Here is a 20,256-nt window from a genome sequence, read left to right as displayed (position 1 = left end):
GACAGGTCATGAATAAGAGACTCGACTGGGTCGATGCGGCTAAAGGAATCGGTATTCTGCTCGTGGTCATGGCGCATGTGCCCATTCCAGATTCGTTCAAGCAATTCATTTACTCTTTTCATATGCCGCTTTTCTTTTTACTATCCGGCATGATGTTTCGATCATCCTCACGCCCTGCTCTGTCATTTATTCAGAAGAAAGCCAAAAGCTTACTCTTGCCCTATCTCTATTTCTCTATCATTACGTATGTTTTCTGGTTCACCGTTACTCGTTTTTTTGCCTTTAAGGGACAAACGGATATTGACCCCTTCGTTCCTTTTACAGGTATTTTTATATCCAATGCAGATGAAGCTAGACTCACGCATAACCCAGCCATCTGGTTTTTAACAACGCTCTTTTTAGTGGAATTGATCTTTTTCTTTATGCACCGTCTGACAAAAGGGAAACCTGCCGTTTTGATTTTACTAACCGTCCTTTGCGGAGGCGCTGGATTTGCCTCTACCTTGCTTTTAAACCAAAGTCTGCCGTGGAATGCCAATGTCGCCTTGACGGCTGTTGTGTTTTATTCAATCGGATTTTTGGCAAAGCAATGGTTTGTGGAATTAAAAACAGACCCAACCCTTCTTCTTTGTACAGGTCTGCTTGTACTGACGGCTTACATGCAAAGCTTTAATTCGCGGATCGATATGCGCGTGAATGACTATGGTGATCTTTTTCTTTTCTATGTATGTGCACTGCTCGGTTCAGCTGCCGTGATTTATTTAAGTTTCAAATTCAAAACGTCCCCTATTTTGACGTATCTCGGACGAAATTCCATTGTCATTCTTGTCTTGCAGTTTGCCGGCATCGATATCATGAAAGCATTTGTTTATTATGGACTTGGTATCAATATTGCAGATACAGCGCAGCTCTCTTGGACTCTCTTTTACACGATTGGAACATTGCTGCTTATGGTGCCATGTATCTCCTTCCTAAGCAAATACCCGATGCTGCTCGGCAAACCAGCCAAAGCCGCACACCGATACGAACAAAAAACATCCGCCGGCTGAAAGGGCGGATGTTTTTTGGATTAATCATTGATTTGAGAAGGGTAAAGCGTCATTCCTCCATCTACAAATAAAGTGGTGCCTGTGATATACGAAGCTTCCTTAGATACGAGAAATGCAGCAGCGGACCCAATCTCCTTCGGTTCACCAAATGCTCTCATCGGAATCTTTTCAAGCTGCTTTTGTTTTTTCTGTTCATCCTGCAAATCATCATTCGATTCGGTCGCCATTGTACCTGGTGCAATCGCATTGATCCGAATACCTGCTTCCGCATAATCAAGAGCCAGCGTTTTTGTCATCATGTTCATTCCGCCCTTGGAAGTGGAATAGTGAACATTGAACGGGCGCGGTATTTCCTGATGGACACTGGATATATTTAAAATAGACCCTTTGATGTCATGCTCCATCATATAGGCGATTGCAGCCTTTGCCCCTAAAAAGGCGCCTGTGATATTCACATCAATAACTTTTTGCCATTGCTCGAGCGTCATCTCATGCGGCATCACTTCTTCACCATTAAATCCTGAATTATTGACGAACACATCGACTGTACCGAAATGCTCCAGGGCTGTATCCATGATGGCTTGAATGCCATCCTCTTTGGAGACATCCGCGTGTACTTTCACCGCCCTACCTCCATTCTGCTGAATGGCTTGTACCGTTTCTTCAGCACCCTCTTCATCACCTTTATAGTTCACAACCACATTCATCTGCTCTTGTCCAAATCGTAATGCGATGGCTTGTCCGATTCCTTTTGAAGAACCTGTGACAATGGCTGTTTTTCCTTTTAAATCTTGATACATCATTATTTCCTCCTATCACGTGCTTCATCTAGTTGATACACAATGGTTACCCATTTTGAAAAAAAGAAAAACACAACCCTCTGCAATCGTTGACTACGAGGATTGTGCTGTTCATCAAGCTAAAAAGTGTTATAGACATTTTCACATGTTTCAGCAGTTGGCTGATAAAAGCAATGCGACTTATACCTTGCCACAAAAGGCTGATTGTACCACGTCGCTGGACAATTACCAGGCGGTTTAAAATACCAAAGGCTGAATTTTGCTGGCCAAAATCGTTCTCCGTTAATATTCCTCCGCGCAAGTGTTTTTTCCGTTTCTCGTGCTCGTTGATAAAAATAACCGTGCGTGACTGCTTCAAATGCATGCTCTTGATAAATCATTTGTGGAATCGTACGCAGCCCTTTAAAGTCAGAGCAGTTGGCACGCAACCGGTTGATGCCCACATTTCCTACGAGCAGCATCCCTTGCTTCCCTTCACCTTCTGCCTCAGCTCTCAGCAGTCTGGCCATGAGATCAATATCAGAGCTTGTCGCTCTTACCACTGCCATACATCCACCTCCATTCGTTTCTCTTTTATTTTATGTAGGGTTTCTGTGTAGATGACTGCCATTTTGAAGGGAAAAGACACATTCCGTGTCGTGAGCCTGTCTAAATACCTCAATATTTTGCTGGACATGTGTCTCTCTGGCAACAACACACAAACCAAGTAATCATGCGCATAACAGGAAAAAATATTCATTACTATAGACTCATTTACAAGTCATAAAAATCCTTCTAATTGCTACACCATTATCAAAAACAGTCATTTGAACCTATTCAACAATCCGACTCAAAACCTTAAAATATAAAATGTTGAGTTTTTACAGGAGACATCAAATCATAATTTACAAGTTTCTCCTCTCAACTTAGTGTCATTTTTACTATTTGAAGCTGTGCAAACTTAGAAACGCACTGAAGTATTGACAGTACTTTCGCTTCATTCTACAGTAAAAAACATACAGTATTTTTCTTTTTGTGCAAAAAGAATGATATGAACTAAAGCTTTCCAATGAAATTCACCATAAAACCCGAGGAGGAAAACACGTCATGTTTAAAAAGAAATTATCCCTGTTTCTTCTAATCTTGTGTGTCACTGTTGTCGCTGCTGCTTGTAGTGGTGGAAAAGAAAAGTCAGCTGCAAAGGAAAAAGATACAAAATCCCTTGATTCAGCAGAGGTAAAGGTAGAAAGTGCTGAGTACACATTACCACCTCAATACGATACATCTGTACAGGATGATCAGTATGTACTAAAAGTGAACGTATCTGTAAAAAATATCAGCAAAGAGCCTCTAAATGTTGATAAAAGCAACTTCACGCTTTACCAAGATGACTCACAAGTGTCTACGATCTCACCAGATGATTACAACGAAGTATTATCTTCTAGCTCTCTAAATGCAGGAAAAGTATCAAAAGGCGGTCTTTTCTTTGTTGTTGATAAAGAAAAAGACTATCAGCTTGTGTACAATGAGCCAGGTAGTGGTTCTAAAAAAGATGACAAAACACTAGAATTCGATATTAAAGGTAAAGACTTAATGAAAAAAGCAGATACACTTCAAGCATCTGCAAAAGCCCTTTCTTCTTATATTGATGTCATGATTTTTGGTAAGAATAACGACGAGTTCGAAAAACTAACAGGTGATAACAAATCAACTGTTGTAAACCAATTTGATAAATCATTCAAACAAGGCTACATCACGTCATCAGGTATTTCTTCTAGCTCAGCAAAGGACGAAAACCTTGATAAGCTTTTAAAAGCTGTAAAAGAAACATTAGCTGAAAAATCAAAAGTCTCAACAAAAACAAAAGCCATCAGTGGTGATAAAGCTGTTGTGACTGTAACTCTTACACCAATTGATGCAAGCCCGCTTGTCGATCGTCTAAAAGAGAAAGCGACTGAGTTCTACAGCAAAAACCGTTCAGCGTCTTATGATGAAGCACAAAAATATTTACTCTCGATCTACCCAGAAGAGTTCAAAAAATTAGGACCTTCATCTTCTGAAGAAACAGTAGAAGTCAACATGAAGAAAAATGACATCGACCAATGGAAACTTGATTTGAACGATTACAAAACAAGCTCATTAGTTGAAAAGTTCATCAAGAACTAATGGAAAACCCCCGATGCCGGGGGTTTTTTCTTATCATTTACCGTCTATGATGAAGGATTTTCTTTTACAGCTTCATACTCTTTTATCACCTCAACCGGATCAACCGCATCCTCCTCTTGTGCGTATTCCTCTACATAAGGATCCATTAATTTCTCAAACTTTTGCTCATCGTCTACTAAAGCAACATACGTTTCATATCCTTCAAAATCAGATGGATATAAATGTGCAACGGAACTACCCGTTTCTAATGCCTCATCTATCGCTTTTCTTAATTCCAATAATCCTTTCCTGTTCCCCAAAATAAACGCTTCAAAATGGTGTGTTTGTTGAGCATATATATTACATAGCTCTAGCACATCATCGTCTTCTGTTTGATCAAACATACACGAATCACCTCTTTAAATAAATTAGGATAATAATGTAACATTATGACATTCCTTTCACCCGATTGTGAATCTCTTTTAAATAAATCTCTGGATATAAAAAAACTTGCAGATAAAATCTACAAGTTTTTACTTTCTTTATTTTGCAAGCATCCACTTTTCTTTCATAAACAAGCTTCTCACGATGACAAACAAGATGACGACTGCGAGAGCTGAGGAGCCGAGTGTTAGAGTGACGGCCATCGGATCGATGATGCCAAACATTAATTGCTTACAAAGCGCGTGAATATTAAGGAATGGGATTGCAAAGTAATACGTATCTAGCTGCGTAGCACCTGCTCTCATGGTAAAGAACATCGGGATTACACCTAATGTAATGATCATGGACATGTACGATTGTGCTTCTTTTACTGAGCTTGAAACGACACTGAGTAGCAGTTCAATCATCGATACCATGAAGGAGAAGATGATGAGCGCCGCAAACATGACGGCGATAATGCTCCACATTTGATCACCAAAGTTCAGTGCTTGTTTTAGCTTTTCTGTAAAGAGCAGTGTGGATAAAAGCAGCATGCCGATCGCTACAATTCCACTTAAAATCCCGAACATGGAGACAGCCAGCCATTTTCCGATGAGAATTTGGAGTCTGCTTGCAGGTGTGAGGAACAACGCTTCAATGGATTTTCGGTCTTTTTCACCCGCTACAATATCAAGCGCAGCTGGCAAAGCACCTGAGATGACGGAGGTCACCAAAATCATTGGAAGAAGAATCGACAAAAGCATAGAGGTCATGCCATTTTCTCCTTCATCGCCTTCTTCTACATCAACGGACTGCACCTCAAATGGATGAATAACTGACGTGTTGATTTGATCAGCCGCTAAACGCTTTTCTACGACTTGGTTTTGATACTGCTCCAATAAGGATTGCAGCATTTGAACCGCAATGACCGAATCATCATCTGTTGTATACCCATGAATTTTAATTGCAAATGACTTTTGATGCTGAAGCATGTCGTCTGCCTCTTTCGGCATTTCCAGGTAAGCATTCGCCTTTCCATCTTTGACAGCTTGCTGCGGGTCATCAAAAGTTTCAAGTGTGAGGTTTTTGACCTCTTTGATCATTTGATTCATTTCCGTTGGAAGCTGTTCATTCAATGCGACCGTATAGGTTTCATCTCCTGGATCTGCAATCATGCTTTCATAAAAGAACACCAATCCAAGCATCGTCAAAAGAGGAATCAGCACTGTTAAGAGTAACGTTTTTCGGTCTCTTAGCGCATCTGTCATTTCTTTTTTAAATACGGTTTTCCACATTATGAAATCCCCCTAGCGAGCTTCGACATAAAGATATAGTTCAAGTCATCACTTTGTTCCTGTGTATATAATTCTGGAAGTGTCCCTTTATACACAAGTTCTCCTTGATGAATCATCATCACACTGTCACAAAGCTGGCTGACTTCTTCCATGATGTGACTTGAAAAAAGGATGGTTTTATTTTGCTGCTTGAGTTGATGAATAAAATCTCTGAAAATATTACTTGATGTGATATCCAAGCCTGTTGTCGGCTCATCAAATAAAATAATATCAGGATCATGAATTAAGGTTCTGGCAATCGCCACTTTTTGTTTCATTCCTCTTGAGAATCCTTTCACCTTGCGATCCATGTATTGTCTCATCCCAAAACGCTTTGCCAAATCCTCTATTCTTGCTTTGATTTCATGCTGATCTAAGCCATACAATTTGCCAAAGTATTCAAGGTTTTCTCGTGCCGTCAAACGATCGTAAAGCCCCGTCTCACCGCCAAACAAGACACCAATTCGCTTTTTCACTTCCGTTGATTCTTTCACCGTATCAAAGCCTGCGACAGTGACTGATCCGTGCGTAGGTTCTAATAATGTGGCAACGGCGCGTAATAAGGTGGTTTTCCCTGCTCCATTTTCTCCTAGGATGCCAACGACTTCCCCTTCCTTCACGGAGAACGTCATATGCTTCATCGCTTTTACAACCTTTTTCTTATCTTTAAACCAGCAACTACAATCGCTGAGAGTAATCATGTGGTTCGCCCCTTTCAACTTTCTAAGTCTATGATAGAAAAAATGACGCTTGCTTGACATAAAAATGTCGCGAAACGTCCTTTTTCTGTCTTGAAATGATCTATTTTAAAAAAACAAATGGTAAAATAGACAAATAATAAGAAGAGTCATAGGTGATTTTTATGATAAAAGTAGGTCTCGTTGACGATTACCGAGTAGATTTAGAAAAGCTGCATGCCATTGTAGGCAGAATGGAGGCTGTGGAGATTGTCTTTGTCACGCAGTCAGCAGAAGATGCATATGAGAAGGTCAAAAAAGGAGATATTGATCTGTTGTTCGCAGACATTGAAATGCCCGGAATGTCCGGTTATGAATTAGCGGATCTCATTCACTCTCATGCACTGAATGTCGATGTTGTCTTTGTGACAGGAAACAGCGGATATGCGGTCCATGCGTTTGATTTAAATGTTCATGATTATATTATGAAGCCCTACCAAGCTGATCGAATTGCCAAATCCTTAGAGCGCTACATGTCCACCAAGCAGGAGAAAAGCATTCATGGACGGCTTCTCATAAAGCAGCAGTCAGAAATTCACGTGCTTCAAAAGAAAGATGTCATTTTTGTTGAGCGAACAGGCCGGTCAACCACCATTGTCACAACAACAGGAGATATCCAAACATATCAGACACTAAACGAGTTAAAGGGCGATCTAGCTGAAAAAGATTTTATCCGCTCTCACCGATCATTTATCATCAATATACATTACATTAAGAACTTCTCGGCATATGCCAAAAATTCATTTATCGTGTCTTTTGAAGGTACTGATAAAAAAGCCATGATGACCAAGCAGCAATTAGAATACTTTAAGAAATATTATTTTTAAGGAGAACGAACGTGAACGCTTTCTATCTTGGATTCCGCATATTTGCTCTCATATGGCTAGGTCTTGCGTTTCATGCAGTAACTGAAGCTTTTCTGCCTCAATCATCAGGAGTGCTGTGGCTCCTCACTTTTTGCGTGATTGGTCTTTATACATGTTTCATATACAAAAGGTTTTTGCCTCATGTAAGTGGTTATGTAATGTTGGGTGCTTTTGTGCTCTTTACCTGTGCAGGTCTTTCCCTTTTTCTGACGCAAGGAAATGGATGGAGCTCTCTTCTGGTTTTTGTGATCATCATGACAGCAGATATCCTTTCATTGAAGATGATGCAAACGGAGAGACGATTAAATGGGCGGCTTCAAGAGCTGATCAACGCAGAATCAAGAACCAATGAATTGCTACTTGAGCTGCGCAGTAAACATCATGAAACTGCTAGACATTTAAATGCCTTTTCCGCGTCAAACGACGAGCATGAGATCAAGGATTTGATTCAGCAATACGTCAAACATTTCCCTTGGATGAAAGGAGAAAATGCCTATTTGGCCTCAACCCTGCATTCCTTTTTTCAACGGGCTGAAAAAGAGGACATTGCCCTTTCTCTAGACCTTCAAGCGCCTTTTTCATCGCTTCCTTTTTCTAAGGCGGATCAGGTTAGTTTTACTGGAAACTTGCTTGATAATGCTCTAGACGCAGCGATTGAAGCGAAGCAAGCAGGGAAAGAGGGCAGCATCTCGATTGCGACCTCTATTCGAAGCGGGCTCTTTTTAATCCATTGTGAAAACAGCACAAAAGGAATGGAAAAACACGTGTTAGACCATTTGTTCAGAAACTTTGGACGCTCGACAAAAGGCGGCGATCATCAAGGAATGGGGACGTATATCATTCATCAGCTTGTTAAAAAGGCAGACGGTACTCTTGATTTCACTTACCGTTCTCCATATTTGCGACTTGTCATCAAAATCCCCCTCACGACATAAAAAAAGGTGCAGCTAAGCACCTTTTTTTATTAAGAGAAAATCTGGTCAATTTGATTGATTTCTTCTTTTGTTAATTGAACGTCGTTTGTTTTGAGATTTTGCTGAACTTGCTCAGCTCGTTTTGCACCTGGAATAATGGCATCAATCCCGTCCTGTGCTAAAAGCCAAGCGAGTGCGACGTGTGCCGTTTCGGCGTTTTTAGATTGTGCAATTGCCTTTAGCTTGTCTACTTTTTCGAGATTTTGAAGGAACGCCTCACCTTGGAAAAGCGGATCTTTTGCTCGAATATCATCAAATGTCGCATCCTTCGTAAATTTACCAGTCAACAAACCTGACGCCAACGGGAAATAAGGAATAAAGGAAATACGATGCTCGACGCAATAAGGGAGAAGATCCTTTTCTGCCTCACGTTTCAGCAAAGAATATTCCGACTGAAGCACATCTAAGTAGCCATCTCGATTAAAGGCTTGAAGCTGTTCAAAATCAAGGTTAGATGCACCAATCGCCCTGATTTTCCCTTCATCCTTCAATTCCTTTAATGTGCCTGCTACTTCTTCCAGCGGCGTCCGGCCGTCCGGGAAATGCATATAGTATAAATCAATATAATCTGTTTTCAGTCGTTTCAGGCTATTTTCGACCTGCTCTCTTAAAAAGTCTCGGCTGTTATCCAATTCAATTTGTCCGTTTACTTCTTTATGAGCCCCTTTTGTCGCAAGGACAAGGTTTTCTCTACCGCCTCTTTTGGCAATAATCTCACCAATCAATTCCTCTGAACGGCCCAGCCCATAAATAAAAGCAGAATCTAAGAAATTGACACCTTGATCAAGAGCTGTCTCCACAAGCTCTCTTCCGGCATCTTCACTCAGGTTCGGGAACAAATTATGTCCACCCACCGCATTCGTACCAAGCCCTATCGGATTCACCTGTAAATTAGTTCGTCCAAGCGTTACCTTTTTCAAAAGCTCATCTCCCTTATCTGCTTAATCATCCTTATTTTCCCATGAATCCTTTTCAACATTCAAGTATCCTGCTCTCTGAAGCAGCAACACCCTCACTTCAAGATTTTTACCTAAAAAACATTTAAAACAGATAATAAATCTACAAATTAATTCTTATTGACCGGTATTTTAGACTTACAAATTTCCTTTTATTATTGATTTTTGTGTCAATTTCTTTCAAAGATAGGGACTAAAACCTATTCCTCAGCATGATTAAATTTCGATAGAATGAAAAGTGCAAATCGTCATAAGGAGATTTTCCCCTGTAACACCCGAATATACCATCCTATCTGTTTCTTTTATCATAGTCAGATAGCGGGAATGAAATGACGAAAGAAAAGCAAAGGAGCATTAACTGTGAATCTTAAAAAAATAAGCGCACTCCTCATGATTTCATTCGTGATGATTATCTCTGCAGCTTGCCAGAGCTCAGCAAAATCAAGCAACGCTGATCAAAAATCAACAAAAACAGCAGAGGTAAAAGTCGATAGCTACGTATATACGTTACCAGAAGACTCATCAACTACGCTAAGAGACAATGAATTGGTACTAAAAGTCAACCTGACGATTACAAACAAAGGCGACAAAGCTCTCTCATTATATAGCTCTGACTTCTCCCTTTATCAGGACGATGCCAAAGTATCTGATTTAAAATTTTACGGCAGTAAAGACCGTCTTGATCTTGGTTCATTGAACAAAGGAAAATCACAATCAGGTGCTCTTTATTTCCTAGTAGACAAAGGGAAAAAATATCAGTTCGTGTACCAAGACAGCATCAAGAAAAACAGTGATTCGATCGAAATCAACCTAGATGGAAACAAAATATTGGATACAGCAAAAAAGCTGGATAACCCTGCAAAAGCGCTATCCGCTTATACGGATATCATTGTGTTTGACAAAAAGAACGATCAATTTGCAGATTTAACGGGCGACAATCAATCCGATGTCGTGAATAAATACCACGATATGTTCGTAAAAGACTTCAAAAGAACCGCCGGCATGTACGGCAATGAAGTAAGTGACCGTGATATTCTGTCGATGTACAAACGGATTCAAGACACCATGAAGGATAAAACCAAAGTAGAAACAAGTGTAAAAACCATCTCTAATGACGAGGCGAAGGTTGTCGCTCAAGTAACAGGCATTGATGCTACTAACTTAAAAGACAAACTAGACAAACAAAGAGACGAGTTTTACAACCGCAAGATCGGCTCTAAAGAAGAATTGTATAAGAAAAGCTTAAACTTGTACGCATCTGAATTCGAGAAGCTTCCCCCAGTCTCCAGCCCGACTGAATACGAAGTGAAAATGAAACGTAATGGGGATGGTCAGTGGAAAATTGACCTCAACGATTACAATACATCCCAGTACATGAGTGGTTTTATTAAAACAAGATAATCATGAATTAAAAAAAGACGCTGGCCCAATGAAGGAGCCGCGTCTTTTCTTATGCTATACCGTCGCCTCTTGTTCTTCTTTCACCGCTTTTTCGATATCTTTAAAACGGCTCGATACAGTAGACGCACTAATGCCATACTTTTTCGCTATTTGCGCTTGAGAAAGCGGGGCATCGCTTGCAAGTGAATGAATGTAATATTCGATTCCCGCAGCAAATGATGCTGCTTTACGGATCACAGGTGATTTCTGATCACAATAGGCTTTCCACACAGTTAACGCGCCATCAGTCAGGCTTTGGTCCCCGTGTTCCTTCATTCCGTCTTCAATCAGCTTAGCTGTTTCCAGTTGAACGTCACTTGCCCAGTCCATGCGATCTGCTGTTAGGCCCGTATCGCCTTCTGTTTGAGCAGATGTTTCTGATTCTTCTACTTCTTGCTTCGCAAACATGCACTCCAACACGTTAGGGAATGATTCTCTCATAAATGTGCTGCGCGTTCCTCCATTTGCCTCATATGCTTCAACAAGCTGACGAACTTGAAGAAGAAGCGTATCTGTAAACTCTTTCGCAAACATCGTATATTGAATGAAAAACTCTGCTTTTTCTTCAAATTGAACAGGGAATCCAAGCACGAGACTTCCCTTTTCAGGTAGCACTGTTTGATCCGGTTTTACATCTACTTCAACCTTTTCAGCTGTCACCATATTCTCAAAGTAAAGAGACTCGTCCGTTTTTTCATTTAATAAAAGCAAAGATGGTTCCATGTCTGTCCATGATTGAACCACTTGTTTTGTTTTCGGACGGGTAATATCTTCCGCTTTCTTTGTCAGGAATTCTTGGAAGATGGTTTCTTTTTGGTCCGTTAATGGACGGAAAAAGATGCCCCATACACTCAAATGAAAGACCGAGATTTGTTGCGTTTCTTTATCCATATCTGCAAGAAAAGAAAACTCATTAATGAATTGATTGATGGCTCTCTGATGTTTAGAGAATGCATAATTCATTAAATCCTTTTGAACTTGTACAGCTTCCTTAAACACAAGCTCAGACGTTTGTTCTCCGCCTGACTTTTGACCACAGCAATGTTTATATTTTTTTCCGCTTCCGCATGGGCAGAGCGCATTTCGTTTAATTTTTCCCAAAATAAAACCTCCGACATTCTAGTCTAACCTCACTATTTTAACAAACGTTTGCACAAGAGAGTTTTATTTTCAAGAAAAAAGAAAAATCAGAATCATCAGTTAAATGATAAAGATACATAAACATCACGAAAGATCATAGGAATAGCGGTCTTTTCCTGTTTATTTTCTCCAATCATTCCAATAGATTTTCTTCAGCTCATTCCCTCAAATAACTGCTTTGCTTCAAAATAAAAAATTTGAACAAACTTCTTCGTATTGACTCTGCCCGTTGAACCTGCGGATGGAGAGGTCTTCTGCATTTCTTTCATTCTTTGGCTGACATCGGTAAAGTCAAAAAACTTTGACGCATAGTGCTCAAACTTAGGATTCGAGAAATCTGTTAATCCTAGTGAAGCAAAATGATTCAAGGAATGATGAATAGCACGTCTAATCCGCTGCTCTGCCGCTTTCACTTCTCTCATCACTTCGACATCGGTTGCCCCATGATCCAGCTTCCTCTCCGCCGTTTTGATAAAGAGCTGCTTTAATGGCGGGAAATTGACCTCATGAGAATTGGCTGACTGTGTTTCATGTAGGTAGATCAGGATCTCTAGTAAATCCTTAGATCCACTCTCTCCAACAATTCCTAGTTCAGATAAAAGAAATTCCCCCGCCTCTTTCATCGTCCTTTTCTTCAAACCAGTACCCGTCGTATGATGAGAAATAACAGGCTCTAGCGGCAGCACATGGCGAAGGGACGCTTGAATATCATAAATCGATTTCTCCAGCTTGATCCGCTCGATGACTTTTCGAATCACACTGACGATTTCAATGCGATTGACAGGCTTATGGATATAATATTCAATCCCTAATTCATAGGCTTCTGCCATCATCTCTTTCGCCTCTACTTGGGAAATCATCATGATTTTGCCTTTGAATTCAGGGTGAATATGACGTATGGTTTGAATGCCATCTCTAGCAGGCATCAAAAGGTCAATCAGAAGGATGTCTATTTTTTTTAGGTTCAATGAATGTGCCTCTAATCCAACTCCGTCATCGGCTTCATCCACGACCTCTCCCAAATCTTCATCCTCAATGATTTGGCCTAAAATCGAGCGTATTGCACGATCATCATCTGCAATGAAAAATCGCATACACTCACCCTCTCTGTATTAAATTTTGTATAGGAAGGATTAGCTGAAAAGCTGTTCCCTTAGTTTCTCTTTGTTCGATTTTAATTTGACCACCAAGCTCTTTAACCAGCTCTTTCACATAGGATAATCCAATCCCAGTTGATGGTGTTCCATATGCATCAAATTTGGAAGTATAGCCTGGATCAAATACTATGTCTCTCATTTTTTCTGGAATCCCCGGGCCATCATCTTCAATCCGAATCTCTATTTTATCATGACTTCCTTTCAATACGAGTGAGATCATTCCGTTACCCTCTATGGCTTCAACCGCATTTGCCATTAAATTATTAATGAGCGATAAGAAAATGAACACATGGTAATCATGCAAATGAATGCCTCTTATATCAGATGAAAAGGAGATGTTTTTCCCTAGAGAGAGCGCATACTTTTCTTGAATGCGGAGAACAATTTGAACAAGCTCTTCCGCCTTCATATAGTCTTGCATATTTTCCTTAGAAATCAGCTTAGAAAGCCCAGCATAAATACGCTGATTGTCCTTTTTCACTTCATGGATTTCTCCTGCAAGCTTCAACAGTTCTTGACTCACTTCCTTACCTGCTTCGTGTTCATAAAGGAGACGATACAGCCTGTATGATTCTTGCGTAATATGCTCTGTATGTTTTAACGTTTTCTTTAAATGAACCGTTTCTTCATATAAATTAGAAATGACCATCATCATATGCTCATTTTGTTTCATGATTTGCTTCTCTCTAGATTGTGCCTCATACAGCTTCATCATATTAAAAAAGCTGATCACCACAAAGCTGTGAGCAAATGCAATGAGAAACATATCACTTAGCTTTGATAGCGTCATCGTCGTATCAAATACTAAATATTGTACAAACAGCTCAACAAAATCAGCCAATAATTCAATTATTAGACCAATGATGCCAATAAAAATAGAGCGCTGTTTAAAACGTCCCGTACGGACGGCAAAGAACAGGAATGCATATGTAAAATAGAAAAAGAAACTTGGGAATTGCTGATAAAATGATGCGGCGAAACCAGCATGATGCTGAATTAAATCTAAACCTACTCGAAAAAGCACAATGGCTGCGCCTGTTAAAAATCCGGGCAAGAACGGTCTAGATTTTCTTAAGAGTAATAAACAAAAGAAAAACGCAGGTGCGCCAAAGCTGATCCGGAACGTTTCATTCACAGGATAAAACTTCAGTTCTCCTGCAAGTGGCACAATCACCACCATGAAAATTAATATGAATGCGTCTTTTTTAACAAGCTGGTTTAAACTCAAATGACTGACATCCCTTCCCCTTTTTGCATAGCCACAGTATACAAGGAGACTCTTTTCTTCACAATGTACAAAAAAATAATTTTCACAGCGCGTATTTCCCCAAAATCCTTTTTTATGACTATTCACCGAGATGGCATGGTGACCTTTCAGCTATTCAGCATGTTGGTGATTGTCTACAATAATGGGAATTGTTTAGACAATCATCGACAAATCGATTTTTATTTGTAAGTTTTTCTGTAGATTTACGTCAGATTGTATAGTTTCCAAGATAAATTGAATAAATAATTTTAGTGAAACTATATGTAAGCGTTTTCTTAGTTTTCACTAAAAACCCTTTTTGTTTTTTCGCCGCCAAAGCCTTCATTTGAACATATATTTAGGTGTAAAGGAGTGGTACAAGCAGCGCATGACAAGTTCTTTGAAGATGTGTAACATGTTTTCGTGCCTATTTGATCGCATTTTTTGTCATCCGCCAATTCAATAGGGTACTTTTTGATTTTTGATTGGAGGAATCGTATGAAAACAGCAATTTCTAATAATACACAACACGCATGCCAGTCTTCTGTTGATCAATGGGCAGAAGAAATTCGTCCGTATTACAAAAATGGACAAAACGCTGGCTACATTCCAGCACTCGGAAAAGTGAATTCCTCTCAACTTGGTATCAGCGTGATAGGCCCAGATGGATCATCTGTACGATATGGTGATTGGGACGTTCCCTTTACCCTGCAAAGTATCTCAAAAGTCATCAGCTTTATAGCTGCCTGTTTAGGAAGAGGCGTTCCTTACGTCTTGGATCGGGTAGATGTAGAGCCAACTGGTGATGCATTTAATTCCATCTATCGTCTTGAGATGCATAAACCAGGGAAGCCCTTTAATCCAATGATTAATGCTGGAGCTATTACCGTATCCTCCATCCTTCCCGGAAAGACTTCTACAGAAAAGCTAGCATATATTTTCGATTTAATCGAAAACTTAATAGGAAAGCGTCCATCTGTTAATGAAGAGGTTTATCAATCAGAATGGGCAACTGCGCACCGTAACCGTGCTCTTGCTTATTACTTAAAAGAAACCAATTATTTAGAATCAGATGTCGAAGAGACATTAGAAGTGTACCTAAAGCAATGTTCCATCGAGGTCACAACAGAGGACATCGCCTTGATTGGACTCATTATTTCAAGTGATGGCTACCATCCCTTTAAACAAGTCCAAGTCATCCCAAAAGATATCGCAAGACTAACAAAGGCATTGATGCTGACATGCGGCATGTATAATGCATCTGGTAATTTTGCTGCTTTCGTAGGCGTACCAGCCAAAAGTGGCGTGTCTGGAGGAATTATGGCTTGCGTTCCGCCAAGCGCAAGAAGAGAATTCCCATTTCAGACAGGCTGTGGAATCGGTATTTATGGTCCCGCCATTGACGATTGTGGTAATAGTATTACCGGTGTTATGATGCTGAAAAAGCTCGCTAAAGAGTGGGATCTCAGTATTTTTTAAGAAATAGGATGAATTAGAAGAGGTGATGTTATGAATGGTTTATTAACAACAACAAATGGTTTTCTATGGTCATATATTATTGTTGCACTATTAATTATTGTCGGCCTTTATTTCACATTCAGGTCTCGTTTCCTTCAAGTGCGTATGCTTAAGGAAATGGTGATTGTTCTGAAAGAAGGAACAAATAAACAAAAATCTGGCGTATCACCGTTCCAAGCCTTTGCTATTAGTATGGCGGCTCGGGTTGGAACTGGGAACATTACTGGGATTGCGATCGCAATTGCCATGGGTGGTCCTGGCGCTATTTTTTGGATGTGGATTCTAGCCATTATTGGTTCTGCGTCAAGCTTTGTTGAAAGTACGCTTGCCCAAGTGTATAAAGTAAAAGATCCATCCGGCTTTCGCGGTGGTCCCGCCTACTATATTGAAAAAGGCTTAAAGAAACGCTGGATGGGGGTTTTGTTTGCTGTATTAATCACCATTTCTTTCGGTATTGTCTTTAATGCTGTACAGTCAAACACCATTACCATTGCTTTTGAAAATTCATTTGGCACAAATCGTTTGCTCGTAGGCGTCATTATGGCTATTGGATTTAGTATCATCATTTTCGGCGGGGTTAAAACGATTGCCAAGATGGCAGAATACATTGTGGTCTTCTTAGCTGTCGCTTATATTGGTATTGCTCTTTTTGTGATGATTACAAACATTACTGAACTGCCAGGAGTTATCCAAACGATAATTTCACATGCATTCGGTATTGAGCAGTTTGCAGGTGGTACCATGGGTGCCGTCATTATGGAAGGGATCAAACGGGGTCTATTCTCAAACGAAGCTGGGATGGGTAGCGCACCAAACGCTGCTGCAGCTGCCGTGACGAGCCACCCTGTAAAGCAAGGATTGATCCAAGCATTTGGTGTCTTAATTGATACACTGATTATTTGTACAAGTACTGCCTTTATCGTTCTTTTCTCAAGTGCATATAAAACGACAAAATTAACAGGTATTGAGCTTACTCAAGCATCTTTGAGTGAACACATCGGTCCTTGGGCTTCTGGTGTTCTTGCCATTATGGTTTTCTTATTTGCGTTTAGTACGCTGATCGGGAATTATTACTATGGTGAAACGAACATTGAGTTCCTTAAATCAAGCAAGGCCTGGTTGATTGGATACCGTATTGCGGTCATTGCCATGGTTTTATTCGGTGCTGTAGCAAGTGTTCCTTTTGTTTGGAATCTTGCCGATCTGTTTATGGGCTTAATGGTCATCGTTAACCTCATTGCCATTACCATGCTGTCCAAAGTCGCCTTTGCAGCATTAAAGGATTATTCAAGGCAGAAAAAAGAGGGGAAAGATCCAGTCTTTTATAAAAATGCCGTTCCAAACAATGAGAACATTGAATGCTGGGACGATGAACCTGCTTCGTTGAAAAAGAATCATATAGGGTAAATCACAAAAGCTCTGGTCCTCTGACCAGAGCTTTTTTCTTTAGTTCAAAAATTCGAGGATGAGTTTGTTTACTACTTCTGGTTTTTCATGATTGATCCAATGAGAAGCATCATCGACAAAAATCAGTTGACCATTAGGGCATATCTTCATCGTTTCCTTCGCCAGCTTTCTACTTAAATACTTGTCTTCCATCCCCCAGATCATGCGTACAGGTACTAAAATGCGCTTTGATATCGGCTTTTCAAAGCCTCCCTTTTTGATCGCACGATACCAATTCAGCATTGAGGTCATGGCACCTGGCTGCGTCCAAGCCAGCTTATAGCTTGATACATCTTCCTTCGTGAACAAATGGGGTCTTGCAGTCAGTCCAATGGCTTCATCCAGCTTTTGAAAGTGATTTTCTTGGAGTGCTGCCTCTGGAACATTCGGAAACTGAAAGAAAGCAATGTAGGAGCTTTTCTTCCACTGTGGCGGATAAAACGGAAGAACCTTCATCATCACCCGCGGATGCGGCATGTTGACAATGATGAGTTTCTCTACATATTGAGAACGTGTGGATGCTAAATGCCAAGCAACTGCTCCGCCCCAATCATGACCACCTACAATCGCCTTTTGGTTCGGACTAAGCCTCTTAATCAGCCCTACGATATCATCTCTCAATTGATCTAATACATAGGACTCGATTCCTTCTGGCTTTTCACTTAGATGGTAGCCCCTTTGATCAGGAACGACGACACGATAGCCTGCCTCGGCCAGGGGCATGATTTGGTTCTTCCAGCCGTACCAGAACTCAGGAAATCCGTGCAGCAGTATAAGCAGCGGTCCATCCTCAGGTCCAGCCATTGCTGTGTGAAGTGTTACACCGTTTGTTTGGATTGATTGAAATTCAATTTGCTCCATCCCTTTGCCACCTTTCTCCTTGTTCTTTTATTCTTCCAACATAGCATATTTTCCATTTTTCAGAAAATAAAAGCACTCCCAAAAAAACCTTCACGAAGGTGAAGGTCCAGATTGGTGACAAAGGGCTAAAATGATCTCGATTTTAGCCTTTTGTTTTCTTTTCAGCGTGATAGAAAACCTTTGCAGTCTAGAATGGACGAGTACTGGCGCGGAGCGAATTTGTCATTCGTGAGCACCAGCACGCAGGACTGACACCGAATGCGAGGGTTTGTCTACACGCTGAACCTTCACGAAGGTGAAGGTCTTGGTTCATTTCATATAATTCAGCACCCAGATCAACCCATTTTTGCGGTCCTGTACTTGTCCGTGAAGTGCCCCAAAGAACGTATCCTGTAATTCAACCAGTACATCTCCATCAGCTTCTAGCGCTTCATACACAGCCTTTAGTTCTTCTTCATTGTCAAACTGCATAATCAATCTGAGATGTTCGGGCTTTGGTGTGCGGCCAAACGTATCTGAAAAGTGAAGCAATGATTCTCCAAGGTGCAGTTCCGCATGTAGCACACGATCTTGATGTTCATTTAGAATATGAATATCACCACCAAAAATCCCTTGATAATATTGAAGAGATTCCTTCACATCGTCTACCACAATATAAGGACTAACACTAATCATATCCCTCATCCTCCTCTTGTTCCGTCCATCTTCTCTTTTGTAGCTTATCCCAAATCGTATGAAAAAAGGCACAAATCGTCAACGGATTTGCACCTTTTTCTCATGAAGATTTCGCTAATTCACTATGTTTGTTTGAATACGCTGCGTACATGACGACACCGATTAACAGCCAAACTCCAAAATAAAGCCACGTGCGGCCTGGTAAATTGAGCATAAGGAACAAGCAGCAGCCCATTGAAATAATCGGCAGGACTGGCACAAAAGGAACCCGGAATCCCCTCTCAAGCTGCTGATGGGTCTTTCTCAAAATAAGCACAGATAAACTCACCATCGCAAACGTCAATAAAGCACCGATATTCGCTAAATTGGACAAGTCCTTTAAATCAATAAACCCTGAAATAACAGCTGTCATGCCGCCAATCATCCATATGCTTGCAACAGGCGTATCGCTTTTGTTTGTCTTCGAAAACACTTTCGGCAAAAGACCATCTCGGCCCATCGCATAGGCAATTCGAGTCGCTGCATAATTATTGGCGAAAATCACAGCCATCAATCCAATGACCGCACCGACAGAAATAATACCGGCTACGCTATTTTGATGTACACTTTGCAGGACATAGGACATAGCCTCTGTGACATTCAGTTTTGTATAGTGCACCATACCCGTCATAATCAAACAAACGACAATGTAAATGATCGTGCAAATGAGCAATGAACCAATAATACCAATTGGCAGGTTCCGCTGTGGATTTTTCACCTCTTCTGCAGAAGCAGAAATCGCATCAAATCCTAAAAAGGCAAAAAACACAGCAGCAGCACCGGCAATGACGCCTTCTGCACCAAACGGCATGAACGGCTGCCAATTGGCTGGCTGTACATAAAATCCGCCTACTACAATGAAAAGAACAATAATACCGAGTTTCACAAACACCATGATATTATTGAATTTTTTACTTTCCTTCGTTCCTCTTGATAAGATCCACGCAATCAGTAAGGCAATGATAATGGCTGGCAGATTCATATATCCGCCTTGTTCGGGCCCCGCTAAAAATTGATGGGGAATCGAAATTCCAAACCCCTCAAGCAAGCTGTTGAAATAGCTCGACCAGCCACTGGCGACAGCCGAAGCAGTCAACATATAGACGGACAATAACGTCCATCCCATTAGATGCCCGATCAGCTCCCCCATCGTTGTATATGAATAAATGTACGCACTGCCGAATACAGGAAGCGCTGAAGCCATTTCTGCATAGCAAAGTGCTGCCAAACTACACACAATCGCTGCGATGGCAAAGGAGAAAATGACAGCTGGTCCTGCATCCTTAGCCGCTGTAATTCCAGTTAACACCATGACCCCCGTGCCGATCACTGCTCCTATACCAAGGAGCGTGAGATCGAGCCCGCCCAGTGTTTTCTTTACCTTTTGCTGCCTGCTCTGTTCTAACAAGTCGTGAATGTGTTTCTTACGAAGAATATGTCGCAAACCCTTTCCCTCCAAAACGTTAGAAAA

Annotated in this window: 19 protein-coding genes; 7 read left to right on the top strand and 12 right to left on the bottom strand. The window is 40.7% G+C overall.

The window, feature by feature from the left end:
* Nucleotides 1-8 precede the first annotated feature (8 nt).
* Nucleotides 9-1,049, top strand: coding sequence for an acyltransferase family protein (locus MKX52_RS01630; RefSeq protein WP_342491336.1), 1,041 nt, complete (start codon nucleotides 9-11; stop codon nucleotides 1,047-1,049).
* A gap of 20 nt (nucleotides 1,050-1,069) precedes the next feature.
* Here MKX52_RS01630 and MKX52_RS01625 read toward each other — a convergent pair whose 3' ends face one another.
* Both MKX52_RS01625 and MKX52_RS01620 read right to left on the bottom strand, forming a co-directional pair.
* Entirely contained in the window at nucleotides 1,070-1,849 is a 780-nt protein-coding gene (locus MKX52_RS01625) for a glucose 1-dehydrogenase (protein ID WP_342491864.1), read from the bottom strand.
* Nucleotides 1,850-1,968: 119 nt separating this feature from the next.
* A complete protein-coding gene (locus MKX52_RS01620) occupies nucleotides 1,969-2,397 on the bottom strand; it encodes a cell wall hydrolase (RefSeq protein ID WP_039176249.1) in 429 nt (142 codons plus the stop codon).
* Nucleotides 2,398-2,935: 538 nt separating this feature from the next.
* On the opposite strand from MKX52_RS01620, the gene MKX52_RS01615 reads away from it, so the two are divergent.
* A complete protein-coding gene (locus tag MKX52_RS01615) occupies nucleotides 2,936-3,994 on the top strand; it encodes a DUF4352 domain-containing protein (protein WP_012008829.1) in 1,059 nt (352 codons plus the stop codon).
* A 44-nt stretch (nucleotides 3,995-4,038) separates the two neighbouring features.
* On the opposite strand, the gene MKX52_RS01610 is transcribed toward MKX52_RS01615, so the two are convergent.
* The 3 genes from MKX52_RS01610 to MKX52_RS01600 form a co-directional block, all read right to left on the bottom strand.
* Nucleotides 4,039-4,377 carry a hypothetical protein gene (locus MKX52_RS01610; protein ID WP_144504148.1) on the bottom strand — a complete coding sequence of 113 codons (339 nt, stop codon included), beginning with the start codon at nucleotides 4,375-4,377 and terminating at the stop codon, nucleotides 4,039-4,041.
* Nucleotides 4,378-4,515: 138 nt separating this feature from the next.
* Nucleotides 4,516-5,691, bottom strand: a complete 1,176-nt coding sequence (locus tag MKX52_RS01605; RefSeq protein ID WP_342491335.1) for an ABC transporter permease — start codon at nucleotides 5,689-5,691, stop codon at nucleotides 4,516-4,518.
* Nucleotides 5,691-6,431, bottom strand: a complete 741-nt coding sequence (locus MKX52_RS01600) for an ATP-binding cassette domain-containing protein (protein WP_003217123.1) — start codon at nucleotides 6,429-6,431, stop codon at nucleotides 5,691-5,693. Before MKX52_RS01600 ends, MKX52_RS01605 begins: the two co-directional genes overlap by 1 nt.
* A 161-nt stretch (nucleotides 6,432-6,592) precedes the next feature.
* Here MKX52_RS01600 and MKX52_RS01595 point away from each other — a divergent pair, with 161 nt between their 5' ends.
* Together MKX52_RS01595 and MKX52_RS01590 are read left to right on the top strand one after the other, a co-directional pair.
* The gene (locus MKX52_RS01595; RefSeq protein ID WP_088000793.1) at nucleotides 6,593-7,294 is read left to right on the top strand and encodes a LytTR family DNA-binding domain-containing protein; all 702 of its coding nucleotides are present in this window, start codon (nucleotides 6,593-6,595) and stop codon (nucleotides 7,292-7,294) included.
* Nucleotides 7,295-7,491: 197 nt separating this feature from the next.
* Nucleotides 7,492-8,268 (top strand): GHKL domain-containing protein, encoded by a 777-nt coding sequence (locus MKX52_RS01590; RefSeq protein WP_342491334.1) that lies wholly within the window; start codon nucleotides 7,492-7,494, stop codon nucleotides 8,266-8,268.
* 29 nt (nucleotides 8,269-8,297) lie between these two features.
* Here the strand turns inward: MKX52_RS01590 and MKX52_RS01585 are convergent, their stop codons facing one another.
* Nucleotides 8,298-9,227: an aldo/keto reductase gene (locus MKX52_RS01585; RefSeq protein ID WP_119124364.1), complete on the bottom strand. Its 930-nt coding sequence runs from the start codon at nucleotides 9,225-9,227 to the stop codon at nucleotides 8,298-8,300.
* Nucleotides 9,228-9,623: 396 nt separating this feature from the next.
* Here MKX52_RS01585 and MKX52_RS01580 point away from each other — a divergent pair, with 396 nt between their 5' ends.
* A complete protein-coding gene (locus MKX52_RS01580) occupies nucleotides 9,624-10,664 on the top strand; it encodes a DUF4352 domain-containing protein (RefSeq protein WP_342491333.1) in 1,041 nt (346 codons plus the stop codon).
* Between the two features lie 54 nt (nucleotides 10,665-10,718).
* Here the strand turns inward: MKX52_RS01580 and MKX52_RS01575 are convergent, their stop codons facing one another.
* The 3 genes from MKX52_RS01575 to MKX52_RS01565 all read right to left on the bottom strand — a co-directional run bounded on the left by MKX52_RS01575 (nucleotide 10,719) and on the right by MKX52_RS01565 (nucleotide 14,228).
* Complete coding sequence (locus tag MKX52_RS01575) at nucleotides 10,719-11,804, bottom strand: SEC-C metal-binding domain-containing protein (RefSeq protein WP_342491332.1); 1,086 nt, start codon at nucleotides 11,802-11,804, stop codon at nucleotides 10,719-10,721.
* 191 nt (nucleotides 11,805-11,995) lie between these two features.
* Nucleotides 11,996-12,937, bottom strand: a complete 942-nt coding sequence (locus MKX52_RS01570) for a response regulator (RefSeq protein WP_012008820.1) — start codon at nucleotides 12,935-12,937, stop codon at nucleotides 11,996-11,998.
* Nucleotides 12,938-12,941: 4 nt separating this feature from the next.
* Entirely contained in the window at nucleotides 12,942-14,228 is a 1,287-nt protein-coding gene (locus tag MKX52_RS01565) for a sensor histidine kinase (protein ID WP_342491331.1), read from the bottom strand.
* A gap of 516 nt (nucleotides 14,229-14,744) precedes the next feature.
* Here MKX52_RS01565 and MKX52_RS01560 point away from each other — a divergent pair.
* Both MKX52_RS01560 and MKX52_RS01555 read left to right on the top strand, forming a co-directional pair.
* Entirely contained in the window at nucleotides 14,745-15,725 is a 981-nt protein-coding gene (locus tag MKX52_RS01560; protein WP_012008818.1) for a glutaminase, read from the top strand.
* Between the two features lie 30 nt (nucleotides 15,726-15,755).
* Complete coding sequence (locus tag MKX52_RS01555) at nucleotides 15,756-17,171, top strand: alanine/glycine:cation symporter family protein (RefSeq protein WP_342491330.1); 1,416 nt, start codon at nucleotides 15,756-15,758, stop codon at nucleotides 17,169-17,171.
* 39 nt (nucleotides 17,172-17,210) lie between these two features.
* Here the strand turns inward: MKX52_RS01555 and MKX52_RS01550 are convergent, their stop codons facing one another.
* The 3 genes from MKX52_RS01550 to MKX52_RS01540 all read right to left on the bottom strand — a co-directional run bounded on the left by MKX52_RS01550 (nucleotide 17,211) and on the right by MKX52_RS01540 (nucleotide 20,229).
* Nucleotides 17,211-18,071 (bottom strand): alpha/beta hydrolase, encoded by an 861-nt coding sequence (locus MKX52_RS01550; RefSeq protein WP_342491329.1) that lies wholly within the window; start codon nucleotides 18,069-18,071, stop codon nucleotides 17,211-17,213.
* 309 nt (nucleotides 18,072-18,380) lie between these two features.
* Nucleotides 18,381-18,746 carry a VOC family protein gene (locus tag MKX52_RS01545; protein WP_058015219.1) on the bottom strand — a complete coding sequence of 122 codons (366 nt, stop codon included), beginning with the start codon at nucleotides 18,744-18,746 and terminating at the stop codon, nucleotides 18,381-18,383.
* A 100-nt stretch (nucleotides 18,747-18,846) separates the two neighbouring features.
* Nucleotides 18,847-20,229, bottom strand: coding sequence for an amino acid permease (locus MKX52_RS01540; RefSeq protein ID WP_012008814.1), 1,383 nt, complete (start codon nucleotides 20,227-20,229; stop codon nucleotides 18,847-18,849).
* Between the last annotated feature and the right edge of the window lie 27 nt (nucleotides 20,230-20,256).

This window comes from Bacillus sp. FSL R5-0422 (assembly GCF_038610765.1).
GTDB classification, from domain to species: domain Bacteria; phylum Bacillota; class Bacilli; order Bacillales; family Bacillaceae; genus Bacillus; species Bacillus pumilus_O.
The sequence above is the reverse complement of the archived record's forward strand: the minus strand, read 5'-3'. Positions and strand labels throughout refer to the sequence as shown.